The sequence below is a fragment of the Mesorhizobium sp. M2A.F.Ca.ET.042.01.1.1 genome (genome assembly GCF_003997405.1).
Lineage (GTDB): Bacteria > Pseudomonadota > Alphaproteobacteria > Rhizobiales > Rhizobiaceae > Mesorhizobium.
Genome location: NZ_RZRX01000053.1, coordinates 1 through 21,907 on the forward strand (window position 1 = coordinate 1; position 21,907 = coordinate 21,907).

Genomic DNA, 21,907 nt, shown 5'->3' on the forward strand with positions numbered 1-21,907 from the left:
ACACCTTTCCGTTGGGCTTGGCGAGCTCGGCCGGCAGCCGTGCCATCGCCTCGTCCAGCGGCACGACCGCCGTGACGTCGGTCGACCAGCGTCCGTCGGAAAAGCGCTTCTGCGCCTCCAGCACCGCCGGACCCAGCCTGTCGCGGAACTGGCGCATCCATTCGGCCAGCCAGAAACCCTCGACGCGTTTGTGCTGGAAGATCAGTTGCCCCGGCTCGCGGATAACCGTCGGCTCGGCGTCGAGCCGGCCATAGACGATCCAGCGCGCGCGTTTCGGCATGGCATTGAAGATAGTCGAAGCCAGCGGGCCAGTGACCGCGTCGAGGAAGATGCGCGGCTGCTCGGCCTTCATGGTTTCGCGCAGCACAGCCTCGAAATCCGCCGCCTTCTCATTGAGCACATGGGCGGCGCCGAGGTCCTTCAGCAGTTGGATCTGCTCGTCACGGCGCACGGTGACGATCGGCCGGAAACCCGCCTCTTTCGCCAGCCCGATGATCAGCTTGCAGAGCTGGCTGGCGCCTGCGGTCATGACGAAGGCCTTTTCGCCCTCCTCCCTGACGATGTCAAACATGGCCAGAGCGGTCAGCGGATTGACGATCATCGCGGCGCCATCCTCGTCGCGCACCGTGTCGATGAGCGGGACGCAGGACGCGGCCTCGGCAACCGCATAGTCCGCCCACGCTCCCCAGTTCGACACGCCGGTGGCGAAGGCGACCCGCTTGCCCGCCAGGCTTTTTGCGTACGGGTCGTCGCCGGTGGCGACGACCATGCCGACGCCCTCGAAACCTGCCGGACGGCCCTTGACCCGCGGCTGGCCGTACTGGCCCTTGATGAAGGCGATGTCGGAGGGGTTGATCGAGGCGAGGCTGACCTTGATCATCGCCTGTGTAGGCCCCGGCTCCGGCACGGCTATGCTGCCAGGCTTAAGGTAAGGCTCCATCGCTTCCAGCGCGGCCGCCGAAGGCGTTCTGGTGTAACCGTCGCCGACAAGCAGCAAGCCTCGCATTTGCGATGGAAGCGTCATGGCTGTCAGACCTTTTCCTGCGTGTATTTCTTCAGTTCCGTGCGCGCCACCTGGCGCCGGTGCACGGCGTCCGGCCCGTCCGCCAGCCGCAGCGTCCGCAGATGCGTCCACGAGCGGGCGAGCGGCGTGTCCTGGCTGATGCCTTGCGCGCCGAACATCTGCACCGCCTCGTCCGTGACCTTCAGCGCGACGCGGGGCGCCACCACCTTGATCTGGCTGATCCAGGGGGCGGCCGCGCGCGCGTCTCCCTGGTCGATCATCCACGCCGCCTTCAGGCACAAGAGCCGCGCCATCTCGATCTCCATGCGGCATTCGGCGATGATGTCGAAATTGGCGCCGAGCTTGGCCAGCGACTGGCCGAAGGCCTCGCGCCGCACCGAGCGCTGGCACAGCATCTCCAGCGCCATCTCGGCCTGGCCGATGGCGCGCATGCAGTGATGGATGCGGCCCGGCCCCAGCCGCCCCTGCGCGATCTCGAAGCCCCTGCCCTCGCCGAGGATCAGGTTCGCCGCCGGCACTCGCACATTCTTGAATCTCAGATGCATATGGCCGTGCGGGGCGTCATCGTCGCCATAGACCTGCATCGGCCGCAATTTGGTGACGCCCTTGCTGTCGGAAGGCACCAGGATTATCGAATGCCGGCGGTGCTGCGGCTCCTCGTCCGATCCGGTCCTGACCATGACGATATAGATGGCGCAGCGCGGATCACCGGCGCCGGACGCCCACCATTTCTCGCCGTTCAGCACATAGTCGCCGCCCTGGCGCTCGCAGCGCATCGAGATGTTGGTCGCGTCCGAGGAGGCAACATCCGGCTCGGTCATCAGATAGGCCGAGCGTATCCGGCCCTCCAGCAGCGGCTCCAGCCAGTCGCGCTTGTGCGCCTCCGAGCCGTAGCGCTCCAGCACCTCCATGTTGCCGGTGTCGGGCGCCGAGCAGTTGAAGGTCTCGGCGCCGAGATGCGCCTTGCCCATCTCCTCAGCCAGATAGGCGTATTCGACGGTGGAAAGACCGTAGCCCCGTTTGGAATCGGTCAGCCAGAAGTTCCACAACCCGCGCTCCCGCGCCGTCTTCTTCAAGCCTTCGAGGATCTCGGTCTGTCTGGCGGTGTAGGCCCAGCGGTCGCCCTCCTTGCCGATTTCGGCGAGAAACTCCTCCCCGAGTGGCGCGATCTCGTCGCGAACCATAGCCGCCACACGCTGGTGGATCGGCTTCAGCCGCTCGGTCATGCCGAGATTCATGTCCGCCATCGCTTCCGGTCCCTTTCGCAGATAAATCTTTACCCGTGGCAAGGATGACCGTACTTCGGCTAGCCTTGTCAACGCGAGTCCCCTCGCCGGTTTGAGCGAGGGTGCGGAGGAATGCAATGAGCTATCTGGACAAGCTGTTCTCGGTCGCCGGCAAGACCGCGCTGGTGACGGGCGCGGCGACCGGCATCGGCCGCATGGTGGCGACCGGCCTGGTCCGAGCCGGCGCCCATGTGATGATCGCCTCGCGCAAGGGCGAGGATTGCGCAAAAGTCGCCAACGAATTGAACGCGCTCGGCGGCTCCGGCCAGGCCGAGGGCTTTGCCGGCGACGTGTCCAGCGAAGCGGGCATCGCGGCTCTTGTCGCCGAGGTGAAGGCGCGCACGGAGCGCCTGCACATCCTGATCAACAATGCCGGCATTTCCTGGGGCGCGCCGCTGCAGGATTTCCCCTATCACGCCTGGGCCAAGGTGTTCGGCGTCAACGTCACCGCCGTCTTCCACCTGACGCGGGAGCTTTTGCCGCTGCTTGACGCGGCGGCGAGCGACGCGGATCCGGCTCGCGTGATCAATCTCGGCTCGGTGATGGGCACCCAGCCGCTTGCCGACGACGCCTATTCCTACGCCGCCTCCAAGGCCGCCGTGCATCATCTGACGCGCACGCTGGCCATTGAATTCGCCGCCCGCCGCATCACCGTCAACGCCTTTGCCCCCGGTCCTTTCCAGAGCCGTATGACGGCCTTCGCCACTGCGACCGAGGAGCAGGCGAAACATGTTGGTAACCATGTTCCGCTCGGCCGCATCGGGGTGGCGGATGACATTGCCGGCGCAACGCTTTATTTGTGCAGCCGTGCCGGAAACTATGTCACCGGCGCCATCCTGCCCATCGACGGCGGCCAGTCGGTGCAGCACGGAATGACGTTGTTCAAGGAGTAAGTCGCCCGATTCAGGGAATCGGGCGGGGTTCAAGGAGTAAGACGCCCGATTCAAGGAATCCGGGCGGGGGTGCGGAGGACATGAGCGTGGAACCGATCAGTCTCGATACGCTTCTGGCAAGCGTCGGCAAGGAGGTCGGCGTCTCGCCCTGGCGAACGGTGACGCAGCGTATGATCGACCAGTTCGCCGATGCGACCGACGACCACCAGTTCATCCATTGCGATCCGGAGCGCGCCGAGCGCGAGACGCCGTTCGGCGGCACCATCGCGCATGGTTTCCTGTCGCTGTCGCTTTTGTCGGCGATGACCTTCGAGACCATGCCGCCGCTGGAAAACACCAAGATGGGCGTCAACCATGGCTTCGACACGCTGCGCTTCCTGGCGCCGGTGAAGACGGGCGCGCGCATCCGCACCCGTTTCGTGCTGGCCGACGTCAAGGTGAGGCCATCCGGCTGGGTGCAGACGGCGCATGACGTGACCATCGAGATCGAAGGCTCGAAGAAGCCGGCGCTGACGGCGCGCTGGCTGACCTTGACGCTGATCGAACGTCAGCCCGAGAACGCATGAGCGGCGAGGCCGGTGCCATAAACCAGGCGGCGCTTGCGCCTTATCTCGAGGCGCATGTCCCGGGTTTTGCCGGCCTGTCCACGATCGAAAAATTCAAGTCCGGACAGTCCAATCCGACCTATCTCCTGACCGCCGCCAGCGGCCGCTATGTGCTGCGCGCCAAGCCGCCGGGGCAATTGCTGAAATCCGCGCACCAGGTCGACCGCGAATTCCGGGTGATGCGTGCGCTTGCCGGCACGGCTGTGCCGGTGCCGCGCATGCTGCATCTCTCGGGCGAGGAATCGCCGATCAGCCGCATGTTTTACGTCATGGAGTATCTCGACGGCCGCGTCTTCTGGGATCCGTCCCTGCCGGACGCTTTCGGCAATGACGAGCGGGCGGCGGTCTACGATGCCATGAATGCCACGCTCGCCGCCCTGCACGATGTCGATGTGGACGCGGTCGGCCTTGGCGATTTCGGCAAGCCCGGCAGCTATTTCGAACGCCAGCTCGCGCGCTGGGCCGGCCAGTACCGAGCCTCCGAAACCGAAACCATAGCCGATATCGACAGGCTGGTTGCGTGGCTCGAGACCCACATGCCGGCCGATGACGGCCGCATTTCGCTTGTTCATGGCGACTACCGGCTGGACAACATGATGTTCGCGCTCGATGCGCCGAAAGTCATCGCGGTGCTCGATTGGGAGCTGTCGACGCTCGGCCATCCCTTCGCCGACCTCGCCTATCAATGCATGCAGTGGCGGCTGCCGCATGCCTCGGGCTTTCGCGGCCTCGGCGGGATCGATCGCGCCGCGGCCGGCCTGCCGTCCGAAGAGGCCTATGTCGCGGCCTATTGCAAGCGGCGCGGCCTTGACGAGATCGGCAACTGGACCTTCTTCCTGGCCTTCTCGTTCTTTCGGCTGGCGGCGATCTGCCAGGGCGTCTATCGCCGCGCGCTCGACGGCAATGCCTCCAATCCCGAGAAGGCCAAGACCTACGGAGAGGCCGTCAAACTGCTTGCCGCGCTGGCGGTGGAGCTGATCGACAAGAAGAGCTGAGGCGGAGGGCAGACAAATGGGCCGTTTCAACGGAGCGACCATCCTCATCACCGGCGCGACAGGCGGTCTCGGCAGCGGCGCGGCCAAGGCCTTTGCAGCCGAAGGCGCGCGGCTGGTTCTTTCCGACCTCAACGAGACCGCGCTTGCCGATTTCGCCGCAACCCTCGACGCCCAGACCGCGATCCTTGCCGGCAACATCGCCGATGAAAAGCTCTCGGAGGATCTTGTCAAACTGGCTGTCGAAAAATTCGGCCGGCTCGACATCGCCGTCAACAATGCCGGCATCGTGCACAGCTTCGTACGTCTGCCGCAGGTCACGTCCGAGGAGGCGCGCCGCGTGGTCGAGGTCGACCTGCTCGGCGTCTTCTACGCCATGAAGCACCAGATCCCTCGGATGGAGCGCCAGTTCAGGGAAAGCGGCAAGGGCGGCGTCATCATCAACATCGCTTCCGTCGCCGGTCTCTCCGGCGCGCCCAAGCTTTCGGTCTATGCCGCCGCCAAGCATGGCGTTGTCGGGCTGACGCGCGCGGCGGCGGTGGAATATGCCAGCAAGGGCATTCGCATCAACGCCGTCTGCCCCGCCCACACCAGGACGGCGATGGTCGACCGTTTCGTCCGCTTCACCGGAGCGCCCGAAGCCGAAGCGCTTGCCGAGCTCACCCGCGGCGTGCCGATGAAGCGTGTCGGCGAGGTCGACGAGATCACCACCGGCATCCTGTTCCTCGCCGACCCGGCCAATTCCTTCATGACCGGCCATGCTCTCGCGCTCGACGGCGGCATCGGGGCGATCTGAGCAATTCCAGGAAAAGTGTTTTGCGGTTTTCCGTCCGGAATTGCGTCTGACAAAGCGCAATTCCAGGAAAAGTGCGAAGCGGTTTTCCGTCCGGAACTGCGTCTAACAAAAGCAACTCCCGGAAAAGTGCCTCAGCGGTTTTCCGACCGGAATTGCGTTAAAACAGAGTTTGGAGCGCACGCAAGGGAACCAGCCTGCTCTCTTGTCCGTTTCCGTACAGCGTATATAATTTCGTCGGGCAACCAACGACAAAAGGCAGCGCACATTGACGCTGAGCGTTCAGAAACGCCGCGAAAAGCAGAAGGCGGAGCTTCGCTCCGAGTTGGTCGCGGCAGCTCACAAGCTTGTGCAGGAGGAGGGCTACGAAGGCCTGACCATCCGCAAGCTTGCCAAGCGCGTTGGCTATGCGCCCATGTCGGTCTATTCCTATTTCGCCGACAAGCAGGACATCCTGTTCGCGCTCGCCGAGGACGCTTTCGAAACGCTCGCCCGTCGCATCGAGGAACACCCCGCCGACGATCCGATCGAGGCGCTCAAGGCGGTGATGACCGAATATGCCGCTTTCGGCCTTGGCAATCCCAACGAATACCGCACCGTCTTCATGACCGAGAAGACCCGGCTGCCCGAGGGCCGCAGCTACGAGGACATGGAAGCGGGCAACCCCGCCATGAAGGTGCTGATCAAGCGGGTCGAGGCCTGCGTGGCCGCCGGCAAGCTCAAGGGCGATCCGCGCGCTATCGCCACCATGCTGTGGACCGTCGGCCACGGCACGATTTCGCTGCTGATCACCTTCCCCTTCTATCCGTTCGGTGATCCGCAGGCCTATGTGAAGCGGATGTGCGACTTCATGCTGGCCTCTTTGTCGACGCAGGATATCCCCTCGCTCACCGAAACACCCGTCAACTGCTGACCGGCGGCTGCGCCGCTCTTCCGTGATGGCCCATCGCCTGGATTCGCGCCGACGAATTCTTACGTTCAAGAAAATTTATCGTACGCGTACAAATTCCCTCTTGAATTCAGTTTCCGTTAACCGTATTTGTACAGTACATCGTACATGTACGACTGGAGACGGAAAATGAAGAAGATCATCCTCACCCTGGCTGCCGTTCTGGCTTTCTCGGGCGCCGCCTTTGCCGGCGCGAGCCAGCCGGCCAAGCATGCGCCTGCTGCCTGCACTCAGACCAACGCCAATGTGGCGCTCGATTGCACCGCGACCGGCTCGGTCGATAAGGCGGACACCGCCAAGACCCCGCCGAAGAGCCCGAAGCTTGGCATCGACGTCGACCCGTGGTTCGTGCCCGGCCTGTAAGCGCTACTGCTAAGATTTCAAACGAAAACGGGCGGCACTTGGCCGCCCTTTTTCGTTTTGCCTATAGCCTCGAGCGATCGGCCCAGGCTTATTTCTTGCGCGGTTTCGTTCCTGGCACGACCTTGGCTTTACCCGGCTTTGCCGGCCCGCCGGGGATGGAAGTGCTCGTGATCGACACCGGGTCGCTGGCCGGAAACGTGTCCTCAAGGCCTTCCTCGAGTTCTTCTTCCTCGATCCCGCGATGCTTTTCGTGCTCCAGCGAGCGGACGGCCGGAGTCTTCTTGGGCGATTTCGGCGCGGTTGTGGACGGCATCGGCAATCTCCTCGATAAGCAGTTCCAGGAAAAGTGCGCAGCGGTTTTCCGTCCGGAACTGCTTCAGAGCAATATTTTGAGCGATTGGGCGTCTTGCCAAACGCTCAATCGCTCGAACCGTGGAAACGAGGCGGACCGGCGATGGTTCCTCGCACCAATTGCTGCGAGGATCAGTTCGCCGCGTCGCTCGCCGCTTCCGACAGCAAAGTAAAGACATAATCCGAGAAGGAACGCCAGCATTCCACGCGGAACGCATCGGCTGCGGTGCGCAGCAGCACGATCTCGGATTTGCCGAGAATGGTACGCGAGGCAGCACCCACCGGGAAAGCCTCGAGCGACAGGTCTTGCGGACAGCCCGAGTTGACCGTCACCGCAGCCGCAGGTCCAGCGACAGAAATACCGACATTCCGATGCGAGATGCCGACCGCCGAATGCAGCGCCGTCACCTTGGCGCAGTCGGCGAGCGGATCGTTGCCGGCCTCGTCGATGATCAGCCATTCGTCCGGGCCGAGCCACAGCGCCGTGCGTCCATCCTTCGCCGCCGAGCTCTTCGGCTTGACCGGCAGCGTCACGCCGAGCGCCTTGGAGAGCGCGGCAAGCGAAGCCTGCGGCGCGCGCAGCGAGACGCGTTCGGCCGGCGGCAGCATCTCCACCTTCACGCCCGACGCAGACAGCGTGCGGCCGGCAAGCGCCGGACGCCGTTCGGCGGAAGCCGATGCGGCAGCTTTCGTCTTGGCGGCGGCCTTAGCCATTGAGGCGTTCTCCCTTCTCGTCGACGAACACCATGCCGGTGACTTCCACCTCGATCGTGCCGTTCGGCATCGGCACAAAGAGCGTCTCACCCATGCTGTCGCGGCCGCCGGCGACCAGCGCCAGCGCGATCGAACGGCCGCAATTCTCCGACCAGTAGCTGGAGGTGACGTGGCCGATCATCTTCATCGGGATCGGCTGCTTCGGATCGGCGACGATCTGCGCGCCCTCTTCCAGCACCACCTTCGGGTCCTTGGTCTTTAGGCCGACAAGTTGCTTGCGGCCCTTGGCCACCAGGTCCGGCCGGGTCAGGCCGCGGATGCCGACGAAGTCGGTCTTCTTCTTGCCGACCGCCCAGTCGAGCCCGGCATCGTTCGGCGTCACCGTGCCGTCGGTGTCCTGGCCGACGATGATATAGCCCTTCTCGGCGCGCAGCACGTGCATCGTTTCGGTGCCGTAGGCGGTCGCGCCATGCTTCTGCCCTTCGGCCCACAGCGCTTCCCAGACCGCCTCGCCGTAATCGGCCGGCACGTTGACCTCGAAACCGCGCTCGCCGGTGAAGGACATGCGGAACAGCCTGGTCGGCACGCCGCAGATCTTGCCCTCGCGCACCGACATATGCGGCATCGCCTCGTCCGACATGTCGATGCCTTCGACCAGCGGCGCGATGATGTCGCGCGACTTAGGCCCCTGCACCGCCATCACAGCCCATTGCTCGGTGATCGAGGTCAGCCAGACATTGAGATGCGGGAACTCGGTCTGGAGGTAATCCTCCATATGGTTCATGACGCGCGGCGCGCCGCCGGTCGTCGTCGTCACGTGGAAGCGGTCCGGCGCCAGCCTGCCGACGACGCCGTCGTCATAGATGAAGCCGTCCTCGCGCAGCATGATGCCATAGCGGCAGCGGCCGGTTTCGAGCTTCTCCCACGGATTGGTATAGAGCAGCTCCATGAACTTCGCCGCGTCCGGCCCGACCACTTCGATCTTGCCGAGCGTCGAGGCGTCGAACAGGCCGCCGACCTTGCGCACCGTCACGCATTCGCGGTTGACGGCCGCATGCATATCCTCGCCCGCCTTGGGGAAATACCAGGCGCGCTTCCAGTGGCCGACATCCTCGAACACCGCACCTTGGCGTGACGCCCAGCCATGGGTCGCCGTGCGCCGGGTCGGGTCGAACAGCGCGCCGCGCGCGTGCCCGACGATCGAACCGAAGGTCACCGGCGTATAGGGCGCGCGGAACGTGGTGAGGCCGACCTGCGGGATCGGCTTGCCAAGCTCCTCGGCGGCGATCGCCAGGCCATGCATGTTGGACGTCTTGCCCTGGTCGGTCGCCATGCCATTGGTGGTGAAGCGCTTGACGTGCTCGATCGAATGCATGCCTTCATGCACCGCCTGGCGGATGTCCTTGGCGGTGACGTCGTTCTGGAAATCGACGAAGGCCTTGACCGTTGTGCCTTGCCCGGCGCCGGGAGCGGCGCCCAACATGCCGCGCGACCAGCTCTCGCCGGCATCGACCTTCGGCTTGGCGCTCTTCCCCGTCTTGCCACCGGCTTCCTTCGCCGCCTTGGCGCCGGCCGCATAGGCCTCGTCTACCGTCGCGTCCAGCCCGTCCGTGCCGTTGCAGGCGCCGACCGAGACACAATCCTGCGCGTAGGTGCCGGGCACGAAGCGCTTGGTCTCGTCGTTGAAGGCGACCTTGCCGCGCGACTGCGAGAACAGATGCACCGACGGCGTCCAGCCGGCCGACATCAGGATCGCGTCGACCGGGATGGTGCGTTCGCCGCCGCCATTCTTCGGCTGCACGGTCATGGATGACACGCGCAGCTTGCCGCCGGCGCTCACCACCGCGCGGCCGAAATTGATCTCGATGCCGAGCGCCCTCGCCTCGTCGACCACCGGACAGGTTGGATTGTCGCGCAGGTCGACGATGGCCGCGATATTGACGCCGGCCTTCTTGAGATCGATCGCCGCGGCATAGGCGGAATCATTGGCCGTATAGACGCCGACATTCCTGCCCACCGCGACGCCATAGTGGTTGAGATAGGTGCGCGCCGCGGACGCCAGCATCACGCCAGGACGGTCGTTGTTGGCGAACACCATATGGCGCTCGATGGCGCCGGTGGCGATCACCACGCGGCCGGCGCGAACCTGCCACAGGCGTTCGCGCGCTAGGTCGTGGCCGGGATTCTTCAGGTGATCGCTGACCCGCTCTACCAGGCCGACGAAGTTTTGCGCGTAATAGCCAAAGGCCGTGGTGCGGGAGAGCACCCGCACATTGTCCATCGCCTTGAGCTTCGCGATCGCGGCTTGCGCCCAGGCATAGCCGTCCTGGCCATCGATCCTGGCGCCGCTCTCGAAGCGCAGGCTGCCGCCGAATTCGGCCTGCTCGTCGGCGAGGATCACCCGCACGCCCGTTTCGGCGGCGGCAAGGGCAGCTGCAACGCCGGCAGCACCCCCGCCCAACACCAGCACCTCGCAATGCGCGTAGCGCGCGGCATAGTGGTCCGGGTCCGGCTTGTCCGGAGAAACGCCAAGGCCGGCCGCGGCGCGGATCTTCGGCTCGTAAAGGCTCTTCCAAGCCGACTTCGGCCACATGAAGGTCTTGTAGTAGAAGCCGGCCGAAAATAGCGGCGAGGCGATGTCATTGACGGCGCCGATGTCGAAGGAAAGCGACGGCCAGCGGTTCTGCGAATGGGCGGTCAGCCCGTCATAGAGCTCCTGGACGGTGGCGCGCACATTCGGCGTCTTGCGCGCATCGTCGCGCACGATCTGCACCAGCGCGTTGGGCTCTTCCGCGCCGGCCGACAGGACGCCGCGCGGCCGATGGTATTTGAACGATCGCCCGACCAGATGCACGCCATTGGCGAGCAGCGCCGAGGCGAGCGTGTCGCCCTCGATGCCGACATAGGACTTGTCGTCGAAACTGAAGGAGGCGGTCTTCGCCTGGCTGAGGCGACCGGCGCCGGAAATGCGGAACATGGCGTTCATTTCGCGGCTCCGGGCAGCTTCGCGGGCTTCGGCTCGCCGGCCTTGTAGGTCATGACGAACTTGTCGGTGACGGTGTCGCGCACGGCGTTGAAGAAGCGCGCGCAGCCATGGATGTGGCGCCAGCGCTCATAGATGACGCCCTTCGGGTTGGCGCGGATGAAGAAGAATTTCTCGAAATCGTCGTCGCTCTCGGCGGCAATGTTGGTCGGGCGCGCGATATGCGCTTCGCCTGCATTGCGGAACTCGAGTTCCGGGCGCTCTTCCTCGCAATAGGGACAGCGGATGAGAAGCATCTGGGTGATCCTAAAACTTGCCGTGACCGACGCGCGCGCCGGCCTGTTGATCGCAAAGCGGCTGAGCCATCATCAGTGCGCCACCGCCGCCGCCGCGGCCTCGTCGATGAGGCGGCCAGTGCGGAAGCGCTCGAGCGTGAAGGGCGCGTTGATCGGGTGCGGCTCGTCCTTCGCGATCGTGTGCGCGAAGACATTGCCCGAGCCGGGCGTCGCCTTGAAGCCGCCGGTGCCCCAGCCGCAATTGACGTAGAGCCCCTTGACCGGCGTCTTTGCCAGGATCGGCGAGCGGTCGGGCGTGACGTCGACGATGCCGCCCCAGGAGCGCAGCATCTTCATGCGTGTGAAGATCGGGAACATCTCGCAGATGGCGTCCAGCGTGTGCTGCAATATGTGCAGGCCGCCGGTCTGCGAATAGGAGACATACTGGTCGGTGCCGGCGCCGATGACGAGCTCGCCCTTGTCTGACTGCGAGATATAGGCGTGCACGGTGTTGGACATCACCACGCAGGGCACCACCGGCTTGACCGGCTCCGACACCAGCGCCTGCAGCGGATAGCTTTCGAGCGGCATGCGCACACCGGCCATGTTCATGATCACCGACGAATGGCCGGCGGCGACCACGCCGATCTTCTTGGCGCCGATGAAGCCGCGCGTCGTCTCCACGCCGCTGACCGCGCCGTTCGCCGCCCGCTTGATGCCGGTGACCTCGCAGTTCTGGATGATGTGCACGCCGCGCGCCGAAGCGCCGCGCGCATAGCCCCAGGCTACCGCGTCGTGACGCGCCGTGCCGCCGCGCCGCTGCGACGCTGCGCCCATCACCGGATAGCGCGCTTCCTTGGAGATGTTGAGCGGTGGACAGAATGCCTTCGCCTCTTCCGGCGTCAGCCACTCATTGTCGATGCCGTTGAGGCGGTTGGCATGGATATGGCGCTTGAACACCTGCACGTCATGCACGTTGTGCGCCAGCATCATGACGCCGCGCGCCGAATACATGACGTTGTAGTTGAGCTCTTGGCTCAACCCATCCCACAGCTTCAGCGCATGGTCGTAGATGCCGGCGCTTTCGTCATAGAGATAGTTGGAGCGGATGATTGTGGTGTTGCGACCGGTGTTGCCGCCGCCGAGCCAGCCCTTTTCCAGCACCGCGATGTTGGTGATGCCGTGCTCGCTCGCCAGGTAGTAGGCCGTCGCCAGGCCGTGCCCGCCGGCGCCGACGATGATGACGTCGTATTCCTTTTTCGGCTCGGGCGAGGTCCACTGCTCTTCCCAGCCCTTGTGGCCGCGCATCGCCTCGCGGGCGATGGCGAATACCGAATATTTCTTCACGTTATAGCCTCGCGCCAAAAATCGCGGATGTCGTCCGCCCGTCACGCGAGGAGTATCACTAGCGAAACCGCGATGTCATCCTTGCGCTGTTTGCGACGGCGCTTGCCGCTTTGCGCCATGCCGAAAAGGATGGCGTCCGGGCTGGCAGCCACAGCCGCGATCGGCCATACCGGCTGCTCCGAGACCTGGAGGATCGATATGGGCAACGCCTGGTGGAATCTGACCCTGCGCTTTCTGCTGGAGCTTGCGGCGCTGCTCGGGCTCGGCATGGCAGGCTGGAGCCTGTCCGAAGGGTGGTGGCGCTGGCCCTTCGCCTTGGCCTTGCCACTTGTCGCGGCTGCGCTGTGGGGAACCTTCGCGGTTCCCAATGACCCGAGCCGGTCAGGCCGCGCGCCGGTTCCTGTGCCGGGCGCGGCGCGGCTGGCGCTGGAACTCGTCATACTGTTCGGCGGCGCCGCCGGATTCTATCTGGTCGGTCACGCGGCCGCGGGCACCGTCATGGCCCTGCTGATCGCCCTCAGCTACGCCTTCTCCCTGGACCGGCTGGGCTGGCTGTTGCGGCAGTAGGGCAACAGCGACCTACGCCGCGGCCAAAGCCGGACGCTTCGATCAACCGGACGTGATCCGTGAGGCGGACGGCGGGCACACTCATCCGCTGAAATATCGCGATACGGCCTTGCATTTCGGCCCGTTTTGACGATTTTCGTTTCCCGTCGAAATCGGACCGGAACGATGTTGCTGATCAGGACCTATGTTGCGCAGAGCGCCATCGAGGGCGTCGGTGTCTTCGCTGCCGAGCCGATCCGCAAAGGTGCTTCGATCTGGCGGCTCGACCCCGATTTCGACCGCCTGATCCCGATGGAAAAATATGAAGCGGCATCCCCTCATCTGAGGGAACTACTCGACCGCTATGCCTATCCGAGCCCGGACAAGCCCGGCTTCATGGTCTATGAGGTCGACAATGGCCGCTTCATGAACCACTCCGAGCGGCCAAACACGGATTTCTCGCAACATGGCGGCGCCACCGCCATTCGCGACATCGCCGCCGGCGAGGAAATCACCTGCGACTATGGCGAGTTTTTCGAGGACTTTGCCCGCCTCCATCTGACGACGGCGTAGGGCGAATAAACGTCGGGACGCAGCACTCGGGTTTTTGATCGCGCTTTCGCGCAATCAGAGGTGGACATCCCAGCGTGATTCTGCTATCAGCCGCCACAATTCGCGGTGCAACTCGCCGCGGAGGCATCCCGGCTATGGCCGATTGCCTAACGATTTCAAACCCGAAGACAGGATTGCCCGTGCAGGTACTCGTCCGCGACAACAACGTTGATCAGGCGCTTCGCGCGCTGAAGAAGAAAATGCAGCGCGAAGGTATTTTCCGCGAAATGAAGATGCGCGGTCACTACGAGAAGCCGTCCGAGAAGCGTGCCCGCGAGAAGGCCGAAGCCGTGCGCCGCGCCCGCAAGCTGGCCCGCAAGCGCGCCCAGCGCGAAGGCCTGCTGCCGATGACCCCGCGTCCGGCTCCGGCCGGTGCTGGTGGCGCGCCGCGTTCGCCGCGCTCATAACGCCTATTTTTCGTCCTTTTCGAAGGATACCGAAGGTGGCGCGATGCGGAATCGCCGCCACCTTTTTGTTTATAGATTCGAGCCGGTTCGGAGAGGGAACGGACTGACGGCGCTGCGGCAGTGAGGACAAAGATGAACGCTATTACCGTGGAGCGTGGAACCGCTTTTCGCGGCTTCGCCCTGACGGCGGCCCTGCTTTCGGGTCTGATGCTTGCAGCATGTCAGACAGCCCCGACGGGTGAGTTCAACTCGATCGACAAGGCGCAAGGCTCAAGCGAGAACATCTCCTCGCTCTCGGCGGTCATCCAGCGCAATCCGCAGGATCCCGAGGGCTACAATGTGCGCGGCTCGGCCTATGGCCGCGGCGGCCAGTACCAGGCGGCGCTGAAGGACTTCAACCAGGCCATTCAGCTCAACCCGAATTTCTACCAGGCCTATTCGAACCGCGCGCTGATCCAGCGTTTCCTCGGCAATCAGGAAGCGGCTCTGGCTGACTACAACCGGTCAATCCAGATCAACGCCAACTACGATGCCGCCTATATCGGCCGCGGCAATCTCTACCGTAAGGCGGGCCGCACCCAGGATGCCTTCAACGACTTCCAGAAGGCGATCCAGCTCGACACCACGGATGCGCGCGCCTACCACAATCGCGGCCTGATCTATCAGAGCCAGGGCCAGCATAAATTCGCCATCGAGGATTTCTCGACCGCCATCTCGCTGGCGCCGGACGCCGCCGAGCCCTACAACGGCCGCGGCCTCTCCTATCTTGCGACAGGCGACGAGGACAACGCCTTCTCCGACTTCAACATGGCCATCAAGCTCGACGGCAAGAATGCCGAGGCCTGGGCCAACCAGGCGCTGATCTACGAGCGCCGTGGCGACAAGGTCAGGGCCGCCAAGTCCTACCGCGAGGCGATCCACCTCGACCCGAACTACCAGCCGGCCAAGGACGGCCTGTCGCGCACCGGCGGCAACGCCAGCTGAAACCGGTAACGGAAGGGCATCTCGCGCCGGGCGCGGTCGCCGCCGGCGACCGCGGTGTTGCGCCGCGGCGACGCCGATAGTGATCCGTTAACCGCCCAGGGCAATGCGTTAACCTTTGCCATGTTCGCGCCAAGTTTTCGGCGGAACGCTCCTTGCGCCTCGACCGTTTAAGCCGGGGCCAAGATTTTCGCGAAAGGACCTTTCCAATGATCAAATCCCTTGCCTGTGCCGCTGCCGCGCTTGCCGCCACGGTCCTCGCTTCCCCAGTCAGCGCCGGCACGCTCCGGCTCGGCACGCTCGATTGCACCATCGATGGCGGCGTCGGCTATGTCATCACGTCCAACAAGGGCGTGTCCTGCACCTTCCGTCCCTATCATCACGGTCCGGCCGAGCAGTACACCGGCATGATCTCCAAGCTCGGCGTCGACCTCGGCCAGACGCATCAGGGCCAGCTCGTCTGGGCGGTGCTTGCCGCCACGCGCCATCATGAGGCGGGCGACCTCGCCGGCAGCTATTACGGCGTCAACGCCGAGGCTTCCGTCGTGACCGGCGGCGGAGCCAATCTCCTGGTCGGCGGCCTCGACGGCGCCTTCATGCTGGAGCCGCTCAGCGTGCAGGCGCAGACCGGCGTCAACCTCGCCGTCGCGGTGGCGTCGCTGGACCTCGTTCACTCCTACAAGTAGGCGCATCGCCGCTAACGATATCCGCTCCTATACGCGCGGCCCGGAACAGGACATTGTAGCCGTTCCGGGCCGCATGCTTTTGGGGGAAGATCATGTCGAGAATCATTGCCGCAGCCGCGATCGTAATCGCCGCATTCACCGCGCAAGCCGGAGCCGAGACGGGCGGCGTCGAGCTCGGCGTCCTGGATTGCGCCATCGGCGGAGGTACCGGCTTCGTCTTCGGCTCCAGCAAGGACCTGAGCTGCACCTTCACGCCGGCCGACAAGACCTTCGCGCCGGAAGCCTATTTCGGCGCCGTCAACAAATACGGCCTCGACATCGGCACCACCAGCCAGAGCGTGATGCGCTGGCTGGTGCTGACGCCGATGAACAACATCTACGCCCCGGGTGCGCTCGCCGGCGACTATGTCGGCGCCAGCGCCGAAGTGACCGCCGCGGTCGGCGCCGGCGCCAATCTCCTGGTCGGCGGCACCGGCAACGCCTTCACCCTGCAGCCGCTCAGCGTCCAGACCCAGACCGGTCTCAACATCGCCATCGGCGTCAGCCAGTTCCAGCTGCGCAGCACAGCGAGCTGACTGACCACCAGGGCCGGTGGAGCCTTCCTTCCACGACAAGCGAAAAAGCCTCTTGAGCTCAATCGCGCTTGAGGTTCTACAAGCCCTGCCGAACTGGACCTGGCGCCCATTCGCAATGCGGATGAGGCTGCGGATCGCAAGCAGGAGATCGACGTGACGGCAGCAAGCGGCAACAAGGCAGGCGGCGACAAGATAGATTGGCCCGCGCTGTGGGCAAATGGCGACTTGGCACGCTTCTGCTTCATCAGCCTCGGCATCCTGCTCCATGCCACCAATGAGACGATGATCGCGACGGTCATGCCGGCGATGGTCGGCGACATTGCCGGCGTGCAGTTCGTCGGCTGGTCGCTGGCCGTATACGAACTCGGCGCCATCGTCGCGGGTGCCGCCGCCGGCCGGCTGGTCAGCTTCGTCGCCCTGCGCACCAACATGATGGCCGCGGCCCTTCTTTATGCTGCTGGCGCGCTGGTCTGCGCGACCGCGCCATCGATGCCCGTCTTCCTGGCCGGGCGGCTGGTCGAAGGCCTGGGCGGCGGCGCGCTCGTCTCGCTTGCCTTCGTCTCGGTCGAGCGCCTGTTCCCGCGCAATATCTGGCCGCAGCTTTTCGGCATCATCTCGGCGATTTGGGGTGTCGCCGCCTTCAGCGGCCCGATGCTCGGCGCAATCATGGTCGATTTCCTGTCCTGGCGCTGGGCCTTCGGTGTCTTCACGTTTGGCGGTGCGGCCATGGCGCTCGCAAGCTTTGCCGTGCTTGGCACGCCGCAGGCGAAGCGGCCGCAGGCCGGCGCCGGCCCGACGCCCGCCTTTCCCTTCCTGGCGCTCGGCTGCCTTGCCGTCAGCGTCGTGCTGATCGCCGCCGCTGGCGTCGACATCGCCTTGCTGCGCTCGTCGCTGCTCATACTGCTCGGCCTGGCCGGCCTCGCGCTGTTCTTCCGCGTCGATGCGCTGAAGCCGCGCTCGCGCCTGTTTCCCTCGCAACTCTTTTCCTGGAATTCCGCGCTCGGCAGCGGCATGACCATGGTGGCCGCCTTCTCCGTGGCGACCTGCACCTTCGCCATCTACGGGCCGTTGCTGCTGACCACGTTGCACGGCATCCCGATCCTGACGACAGGCTACATCATCGCCGCCGAATCGATTGCCTGGTCGATCCTGTCGATCGCCGTCGCCAATGCGCCGCTGCACCGCGAGCGGTCGATCATCGTCGTCGGCGCTCTGATGATCGCCGCCGGCCTCGCCGGTTTCGCCTACACGATCCCGATCGGCTCGATCCCCCTGATCCTGCTTTGCGCCCTTTTCCAAGGCGGCGGCTTCGGCGTCGCCTGGCCGTTCCTGACCCGCGTCATCGTCGCCTCGGCGCGCGAGGGCGAACAGACCATCGCCTCGGCCGCCGTGCCGACGATGCAGCGCATCGGCTATGCGGTAGGCGCCGCCCTTGCCGGCATTATCGCTAATGCCTGTGGGTTCTCCGATGGCCTGAGTCGCGAGGCGGCCGCGATCGTCGCTGGCTGGCTGTTCCTGGCTTTCGTGCCGCTCGGGATCGTCGGGTGCCTGGCCGCGCTCAGGATGTCGTTGACGGCGAACCGGCCGCAAATGGCCGCGGGCTGACGTTCCAGACCACGAGCTGATCGAGAGGCTGCGAGGCGGCAGACCCTCATAGCGACGGCAGAACCTTGCGGATGTGATCGGCAAAGGCCGTGGCCGCGGGCGATCGTTCCGCATCGGCGAAAACGATCACAATGCCGAGCCCGGGCAGCGGAGGAAGCGGAGCGCCGAGAATATGGAGATCGGGCGGCACCGCCCCCTCCGCCATCACGCTGATCGCCAGCCCTGACCGCGCAACGGCGATCAGCCCGGCAAGGCTGTTGGAGGCATAGGCTATCTTGTAGCGCAGGCCGGCGCGAGCCATGGCCTCGCAGGCCCCCTTGTGGTCGATCGCGTTCGACGCCGCCAGGGCGAGCGGAACGGTGTCGCCGAAATCGTAGAGTTCCAGGGTTGGCCGGCTGCCGACCCAGACCAGCGATTCCCTGCGCACGACATCCGGCGCATCGCCTGGGTTGGGTGTGGAAACGAGCGCCAGGTCGACCTGACGCGCATTGATGAGCGTGCGCAGTTCGACCGTCGGCGCCGAGACCACCTTGATCTCGACATCGGGATACATGGTGCCAAAACCCTTCAAGAGCGCCGGGAAGAACGCGCTCAAATAGTCTTCGGGGCTGCCGAAGATGATCGACCCATGCAAGCCCTTGTCGGAAAAGGCCGAGATCGCCTCGTCATGGATTTTGAGGATGCGCTCGGCATAGGCAAGAAAACGTTCGCCGCTGCCGGTGAGCCGCACGCCGCTGCCGCTGCGATGAAAAAGGCTCTGGCCAAGCGCTTCCTCCAATCGCTGGATCTGCATGGTGACGGCCGATTGCGTACGGCCGACCTGCACCGCAACGGCGCTCAGCGTGCCGGAATGCGCCGCGCGCACGAATGTCGACAGGAGCTTGAGATCGAGCGGAGCCTGCATATCAAATCCGTTGATATCCGGATCCGATTACTATCAATTTTACTGCACCAACGCCAAGCGCTATCTAGTCGTCCAGAGGCTTTGGTGGAGCTGGAACGATGTCGAAAAACCAGGATCGCGGGTTTTGGAATGCGGCGCAAAAGCATCTGATACGCTATGGCGGCGCGTTCGAGCCCGCTATCATCGAGCGCGCGGCGGGATCCTTCGTCTACGATGCGGATGACAAGCCGATCCTCGATTTCACCTCCGGCCAGATGAGCGCGCTGCTCGGCCATTCGCATCCCCGCATTGTCTCGACGGTGAGCCGCCAGGTGGGTCAGGTCGCGCATCTGTTCAGCGGCATGCTGTCCCGTCCCGTGGTCGAGCTTGCCGGGCGCTTGGCGGCGCTGGCGCCGAGGCTCGACCGGGTGCTGCTTTTGTCGACCGGCGCGGAATCGAACGAAGCCGCGATCCGCATGGCCAAGCTGGTAACCGGCAAGCACGAGATCGTCGCCTTTTCGAAGAGCTGGCACGGCATGACCGGCGTGGCGGCGTCAGCAACCTACAGCGCCGGTCGCAAGGGCTATGGACCTGCCGCGGTCGGCTCGCTCGCGATCCCGGCGCCGAACAGTTTCCGGCCGCGTTTCAAGCATGCCGACGGCTCGCTGGATTGGCAGACCGAGCTCGACGACGCGTTCGATCTGGTCGACAGCCAGTCGACGGGCAACCTGGCGGCCTTCGTCGCCGAACCGATCCTGTCGAGCGGCGGCATATTGGAACTGCCGCAGGGCTATCTGGCGGCTCTCCAGCAGAAGTGCCGCGAGCGCGGCATGCTGCTGATCCTGGACGAGGCGCAGACAGGCATCGGCCGCACCGGCCATATGTTCGCCTTCGAGAGGGACGGCATCACGCCGGATATCCTGACGCTTTCCAAGACGATCGGCGCCGGCCTTCCGCTGTCGGCCGTCATGACGACGGCCGAGATCGAGGAGGAAGCGCATGCGAAAGGTTTTCTCTTCTACACCACGCATGTTTCCGATCCGCTGCCGGCGGCCGTGGGCCTGGCGGTGCTCGATGTGGTGGAGGAAGAAAAGCTCGTTGAACGGGCGCGCAGCATGGGGGCGAAACTATTTGCCGGCTTGTCCAGCCTGAAGCAACGTTATGAATGCGTCGGTGACGTGCGCGGGCGCGGTCTCCTGCTCGGCGTCGAGATCGTCAAGGACCGCAAGGACAGGGTTCCCGACCACCAGCTTGGCGCCGCGATCGCGGCTGAGGCGTTCCGGCGCGGTCTCAGCATGAACATCGTCAAGCTGCCCGGCATGGGCGGCGTCTTCCGCATCGCCCCGCCGCTGACGATCTCCGAGGAAGAGCTGGATCTCGGCCTGAAGATCATCGCCGAGTCGATCGAGGCCGGGCTCGCCGCGAACACGAGCCGTCCCGGCATCGCCGCCGAGTGACGTCGAGGGCCGGCGACCCAAGCGCCGGCTTCGGCCTCACACCACGACGGTCTGCAGCCGCTCCGCAATGAGCGCGGCGAGCCGCGCCGCCACCTCGTCCTTGCCCATCTCCGGCCATTCCTCAACGCCGCTCCTGGAGACGATGCGCACCTTGTTGCGGTCGCCGCCCATCACGCCCGACGGGCCGATGCCGCTTTCATGCGAGACGTCATTGGCGACGATGAAGTCGGCGCCCTTTTTCTTGAGCTTGGCCTCGGCATTGGCGATCAGATCCTGCGTTTCGGCGGCGAAGCCGACGACAAGGGCAGGCCTCTGCGCATGATGGCCGATGCCGGCCAGGATATCCGGGTTCTCGATCATCTGCAGTGACGGCGGCCCTTCGCCCGCCACCTTCTTCATCTTCTCGCCGGCGGCATTGGCCGTGCGCCAGTCGGCGACCGCCGCGACAAAGACAGCGGCATCCGCCGGCAGCAGGCTCTCGACCGCTTGCTTCATCTGCGCGGCCGTCTCGACATGGGTGGTCGCAACACCGGCGGGATCGTGGATGTTCACCGGACCGGAAACCAACCGCACATCGGCGCCGAGCTTCGCCAGCGCGGCCGCGATGGCATGGCCCTGCTTGCCCGACGAGCGGTTGGCGATGTAGCGCACCGGGTCGATCGGCTCATGCGTCGGCCCGGAAGTGACGATGATCCGGCGGCCAGACAGCGGCTTCGGCTTCTCGTCGAGCATGGTCTCGATCGCAGCGACGATCTCGAGCGGTTCGGCCATCCGGCCCTCGCCGGCTTCGTTGCTTTCGGCCATCTCGCCCCTGGCGGGGCCGACAAAGGCGATGCCATCCTTCTGCAGCGTCGCCCGGTTGCGGCACATGGCAGCATGCGCCCACATCTTCGGGTTCATCGCCGGCGCCATCAGCACCTTCTTGTCGGTGGCCAGAAGCACCGTCGAGGCAAGGTCGTTGGCATGGCCGTTGGCAAGCTTCGCCATCAGGTCGGCGGTGGCCGGCGCCACCACCAGCAGATCGGCCTCGCGCGACAGCCTGATATGGCCGACATCGTGCTCCTCCTTGCGGTCGAACAGCTCGGTAAAGACATGGTCGGCCGAAAGCGCGCCGACCGACAGCGTGGTGACGAATTCCTGCGCTGCCGACGTCATCACCACCCGCACCGAAGCGCCGCGCTCGCGCAGCCGCCGTATCAGATCAAGCGATTTATAGGCGGCGATGCCGCCGCCGATGATCAGCAGGATGCGCTTGCCGGAGAGAGAGCCTCGCGCGACCGGCTTGCCGGATGCCGCGACAACCGGCGTCGCCTGCTCCTTCGAACCTGTCAGCGCACGCAGCGTCTGCTCGATCTGGCCGATGCGGTCCGACTGCCCCGCCCGCCCCTCGACCGCAGCGCGAATCATCGCTCGCGCCTGCTCCTCCATCGAGCAGCCATTTTCGGCGGCGAGCTGCCGGAGCAAGTCCTTGACCTCGTCATCGAGATTGCGGATCGTGATGCTGGCCATGTGATTGCACTCGGTTCAAACAGCGCTTGCAATGATAGCAATGCAATCAATCGCCGACAAGACGCATGGGT

General features: G+C 64.8%; 23 protein-coding genes. 14 read left to right on the plus strand and 9 right to left on the minus strand.

Annotated elements, in window-relative coordinates; genetic code table 11:
- Nucleotides 1–1,024 (minus strand): zinc-binding dehydrogenase (locus EOA23_RS10640; RefSeq protein WP_127303966.1); only part of this gene is annotated, 1,024 nt, incomplete at its 3' end.
- A 5-nt stretch (nucleotides 1,025–1,029) separates the two neighbouring features.
- Complete coding sequence (locus tag EOA23_RS10645) at nucleotides 1,030–2,271, minus strand: acyl-CoA dehydrogenase family protein (RefSeq protein WP_127303968.1); 1,242 nt, start codon at nucleotides 2,269–2,271, stop codon at nucleotides 1,030–1,032.
- 116 nt (nucleotides 2,272–2,387) lie between these two features.
- On the opposite strand from EOA23_RS10645, the gene EOA23_RS10650 reads away from it, so the two are divergent.
- The 6 genes from EOA23_RS10650 to EOA23_RS10675 all read left to right on the plus strand — a co-directional run bounded on the left by EOA23_RS10650 (nucleotide 2,388) and on the right by EOA23_RS10675 (nucleotide 6,905).
- Entirely contained in the window at nucleotides 2,388–3,203 is an 816-nt protein-coding gene (locus EOA23_RS10650; RefSeq protein ID WP_127303970.1) for an SDR family oxidoreductase, read from the plus strand.
- A gap of 80 nt (nucleotides 3,204–3,283) precedes the next feature.
- Nucleotides 3,284–3,769, plus strand: coding sequence for a MaoC family dehydratase (locus EOA23_RS10655; RefSeq protein ID WP_281035842.1), 486 nt, complete (start codon nucleotides 3,284–3,286; stop codon nucleotides 3,767–3,769).
- Nucleotides 3,766–4,803: a phosphotransferase family protein gene (locus tag EOA23_RS10660; protein WP_127303972.1), complete on the plus strand. Its 1,038-nt coding sequence runs from the start codon at nucleotides 3,766–3,768 to the stop codon at nucleotides 4,801–4,803. Before EOA23_RS10655 ends, EOA23_RS10660 begins: the two co-directional genes overlap by 4 nt.
- Nucleotides 4,804–4,819: 16 nt before the next feature.
- Nucleotides 4,820–5,596, plus strand: a complete 777-nt coding sequence (locus EOA23_RS10665) for a glucose 1-dehydrogenase (protein WP_127303974.1) — start codon at nucleotides 4,820–4,822, stop codon at nucleotides 5,594–5,596.
- Nucleotides 5,597–5,861: 265 nt separating this feature from the next.
- Nucleotides 5,862–6,506: a TetR/AcrR family transcriptional regulator gene (locus EOA23_RS10670; protein ID WP_127303976.1), complete on the plus strand. Its 645-nt coding sequence runs from the start codon at nucleotides 5,862–5,864 to the stop codon at nucleotides 6,504–6,506.
- A 165-nt stretch (nucleotides 6,507–6,671) separates the two neighbouring features.
- The gene (locus EOA23_RS10675; protein WP_127303978.1) at nucleotides 6,672–6,905 is read left to right on the plus strand and encodes a DUF680 domain-containing protein; all 234 of its coding nucleotides are present in this window, start codon (nucleotides 6,672–6,674) and stop codon (nucleotides 6,903–6,905) included.
- Between the two features lie 88 nt (nucleotides 6,906–6,993).
- Here the strand turns inward: EOA23_RS10675 and EOA23_RS10680 are convergent, their stop codons facing one another.
- From EOA23_RS10680 to EOA23_RS10700, 5 genes are all read right to left on the minus strand, one after another.
- Nucleotides 6,994–7,218, minus strand: coding sequence for a hypothetical protein (locus EOA23_RS10680; RefSeq protein WP_127303980.1), 225 nt, complete (start codon nucleotides 7,216–7,218; stop codon nucleotides 6,994–6,996).
- 170 nt (nucleotides 7,219–7,388) lie between these two features.
- Nucleotides 7,389–7,970, minus strand: a complete 582-nt coding sequence (locus EOA23_RS10685; RefSeq protein ID WP_127303982.1) for a sarcosine oxidase subunit gamma — start codon at nucleotides 7,968–7,970, stop codon at nucleotides 7,389–7,391.
- Entirely contained in the window at nucleotides 7,963–10,956 is a 2,994-nt protein-coding gene (locus tag EOA23_RS10690; RefSeq protein ID WP_127303984.1) for a sarcosine oxidase subunit alpha, read from the minus strand. The genes EOA23_RS10685 and EOA23_RS10690 overlap by 8 nt, the downstream gene beginning before the upstream one ends.
- The gene (locus EOA23_RS10695) at nucleotides 10,953–11,249 is read right to left on the minus strand and encodes a sarcosine oxidase subunit delta (RefSeq protein ID WP_112126462.1); all 297 of its coding nucleotides are present in this window, start codon (nucleotides 11,247–11,249) and stop codon (nucleotides 10,953–10,955) included. The genes EOA23_RS10690 and EOA23_RS10695 overlap by 4 nt, the downstream gene beginning before the upstream one ends.
- 72 nt (nucleotides 11,250–11,321) lie before the next feature.
- Nucleotides 11,322–12,575 carry a sarcosine oxidase subunit beta gene (locus EOA23_RS10700; RefSeq protein ID WP_127303986.1) on the minus strand — a complete coding sequence of 418 codons (1,254 nt, stop codon included), beginning with the start codon at nucleotides 12,573–12,575 and terminating at the stop codon, nucleotides 11,322–11,324.
- 198 nt (nucleotides 12,576–12,773) lie between these two features.
- Here EOA23_RS10700 and EOA23_RS10705 point away from each other — a divergent pair, with 198 nt between their 5' ends.
- The 7 genes from EOA23_RS10705 to EOA23_RS10735 all read left to right on the plus strand — a co-directional run bounded on the left by EOA23_RS10705 (nucleotide 12,774) and on the right by EOA23_RS10735 (nucleotide 17,987).
- Complete coding sequence (locus tag EOA23_RS10705; protein WP_127303988.1) at nucleotides 12,774–13,142, plus strand: YrdB family protein; 369 nt, start codon at nucleotides 12,774–12,776, stop codon at nucleotides 13,140–13,142.
- A 165-nt stretch (nucleotides 13,143–13,307) separates the two neighbouring features.
- Nucleotides 13,308–13,694, plus strand: coding sequence for an SET domain-containing protein-lysine N-methyltransferase (locus tag EOA23_RS10710; protein ID WP_127303990.1), 387 nt, complete (start codon nucleotides 13,308–13,310; stop codon nucleotides 13,692–13,694).
- A gap of 179 nt (nucleotides 13,695–13,873) precedes the next feature.
- Nucleotides 13,874–14,140, plus strand: a complete 267-nt coding sequence (rpsU, locus tag EOA23_RS10715; RefSeq protein ID WP_042639546.1) for a 30S ribosomal protein S21 — start codon at nucleotides 13,874–13,876, stop codon at nucleotides 14,138–14,140.
- A 132-nt stretch (nucleotides 14,141–14,272) separates the two neighbouring features.
- On the plus strand, nucleotides 14,273–15,124 hold the full coding sequence (locus EOA23_RS10720) for a tetratricopeptide repeat protein (protein ID WP_042639313.1): 852 nt from the start codon (nucleotides 14,273–14,275) through the stop codon (nucleotides 15,122–15,124).
- 206 nt (nucleotides 15,125–15,330) lie between these two features.
- Nucleotides 15,331–15,807 carry a DUF992 domain-containing protein gene (locus tag EOA23_RS10725; RefSeq protein WP_127303991.1) on the plus strand — a complete coding sequence of 159 codons (477 nt, stop codon included), beginning with the start codon at nucleotides 15,331–15,333 and terminating at the stop codon, nucleotides 15,805–15,807.
- Between the two features lie 92 nt (nucleotides 15,808–15,899).
- Nucleotides 15,900–16,382: a DUF992 domain-containing protein gene (locus tag EOA23_RS10730; protein ID WP_127303993.1), complete on the plus strand. Its 483-nt coding sequence runs from the start codon at nucleotides 15,900–15,902 to the stop codon at nucleotides 16,380–16,382.
- A 153-nt stretch (nucleotides 16,383–16,535) separates the two neighbouring features.
- Nucleotides 16,536–17,987: an MFS transporter gene (locus EOA23_RS10735; RefSeq protein WP_127303995.1), complete on the plus strand. Its 1,452-nt coding sequence runs from the start codon at nucleotides 16,536–16,538 to the stop codon at nucleotides 17,985–17,987.
- Nucleotides 17,988–18,033: 46 nt separating this feature from the next.
- On the opposite strand, the gene EOA23_RS10740 is transcribed toward EOA23_RS10735, so the two are convergent.
- Nucleotides 18,034–18,891 carry a LysR family transcriptional regulator gene (locus tag EOA23_RS10740; protein ID WP_127303997.1) on the minus strand — a complete coding sequence of 286 codons (858 nt, stop codon included), beginning with the start codon at nucleotides 18,889–18,891 and terminating at the stop codon, nucleotides 18,034–18,036.
- A 98-nt stretch (nucleotides 18,892–18,989) separates the two neighbouring features.
- On the opposite strand from EOA23_RS10740, the gene EOA23_RS10745 reads away from it, so the two are divergent.
- Entirely contained in the window at nucleotides 18,990–20,327 is a 1,338-nt protein-coding gene (locus EOA23_RS10745) for an aspartate aminotransferase family protein (RefSeq protein ID WP_127303999.1), read from the plus strand.
- Nucleotides 20,328–20,363: 36 nt separating this feature from the next.
- On the opposite strand, the gene coaBC is transcribed toward EOA23_RS10745, so the two are convergent.
- On the minus strand, nucleotides 20,364–21,836 hold the full coding sequence (gene coaBC, locus EOA23_RS10750; RefSeq protein ID WP_210212480.1) for a bifunctional phosphopantothenoylcysteine decarboxylase/phosphopantothenate--cysteine ligase CoaBC: 1,473 nt from the start codon (nucleotides 21,834–21,836) through the stop codon (nucleotides 20,364–20,366).
- Nucleotides 21,837–21,907: the final 71 nt, after the last annotated feature.

Bases quoted from the DNA above. Each gene is read 5' to 3' on its own strand.
- EOA23_RS10645 (WP_127303968.1), bottom strand. From the start codon at position 2,271: ATGGCGGACATGAATCTCGGCATGACCGAGCGGCTGAAGCCGATCCAC.
- EOA23_RS10650 (WP_127303970.1), top strand. From the start codon at position 2,388: ATGAGCTATCTGGACAAGCTGTTCTCGGTCGCCGGCAAGACCGCGCTG.
- EOA23_RS10655 (WP_281035842.1), top strand. From the start codon at position 3,284: ATGAGCGTGGAACCGATCAGTCTCGATACGCTTCTGGCAAGCGTCGGC.
- EOA23_RS10660 (WP_127303972.1), top strand. From the start codon at position 3,766: ATGAGCGGCGAGGCCGGTGCCATAAACCAGGCGGCGCTTGCGCCTTAT.
- EOA23_RS10665 (WP_127303974.1), top strand. From the start codon at position 4,820: ATGGGCCGTTTCAACGGAGCGACCATCCTCATCACCGGCGCGACAGGC.
- EOA23_RS10675 (WP_127303978.1), top strand. From the start codon at position 6,672: ATGAAGAAGATCATCCTCACCCTGGCTGCCGTTCTGGCTTTCTCGGGC.
- EOA23_RS10680 (WP_127303980.1), bottom strand. From the start codon at position 7,218: ATGCCGTCCACAACCGCGCCGAAATCGCCCAAGAAGACTCCGGCCGTC.
- EOA23_RS10685 (WP_127303982.1), bottom strand. From the start codon at position 7,970: ATGGCTAAGGCCGCCGCCAAGACGAAAGCTGCCGCATCGGCTTCCGCC.
- EOA23_RS10690 (WP_127303984.1), bottom strand. From the start codon at position 10,956: ATGAACGCCATGTTCCGCATTTCCGGCGCCGGTCGCCTCAGCCAGGCG.
- EOA23_RS10695 (WP_112126462.1), bottom strand. From the start codon at position 11,249: ATGCTTCTCATCCGCTGTCCCTATTGCGAGGAAGAGCGCCCGGAACTC.
- EOA23_RS10705 (WP_127303988.1), top strand. From the start codon at position 12,774: ATGGGCAACGCCTGGTGGAATCTGACCCTGCGCTTTCTGCTGGAGCTT.
- EOA23_RS10710 (WP_127303990.1), top strand. From the start codon at position 13,308: ATGTTGCTGATCAGGACCTATGTTGCGCAGAGCGCCATCGAGGGCGTC.
- EOA23_RS10720 (WP_042639313.1), top strand. From the start codon at position 14,273: ATGAACGCTATTACCGTGGAGCGTGGAACCGCTTTTCGCGGCTTCGCC.
- EOA23_RS10725 (WP_127303991.1), top strand. From the start codon at position 15,331: ATGATCAAATCCCTTGCCTGTGCCGCTGCCGCGCTTGCCGCCACGGTC.
- EOA23_RS10730 (WP_127303993.1), top strand. From the start codon at position 15,900: ATGTCGAGAATCATTGCCGCAGCCGCGATCGTAATCGCCGCATTCACC.
- EOA23_RS10740 (WP_127303997.1), bottom strand. From the start codon at position 18,891: ATGCAGGCTCCGCTCGATCTCAAGCTCCTGTCGACATTCGTGCGCGCG.
- EOA23_RS10745 (WP_127303999.1), top strand. From the start codon at position 18,990: ATGTCGAAAAACCAGGATCGCGGGTTTTGGAATGCGGCGCAAAAGCAT.
- coaBC (WP_210212480.1), bottom strand. From the start codon at position 21,836: ATGGCCAGCATCACGATCCGCAATCTCGATGACGAGGTCAAGGACTTG.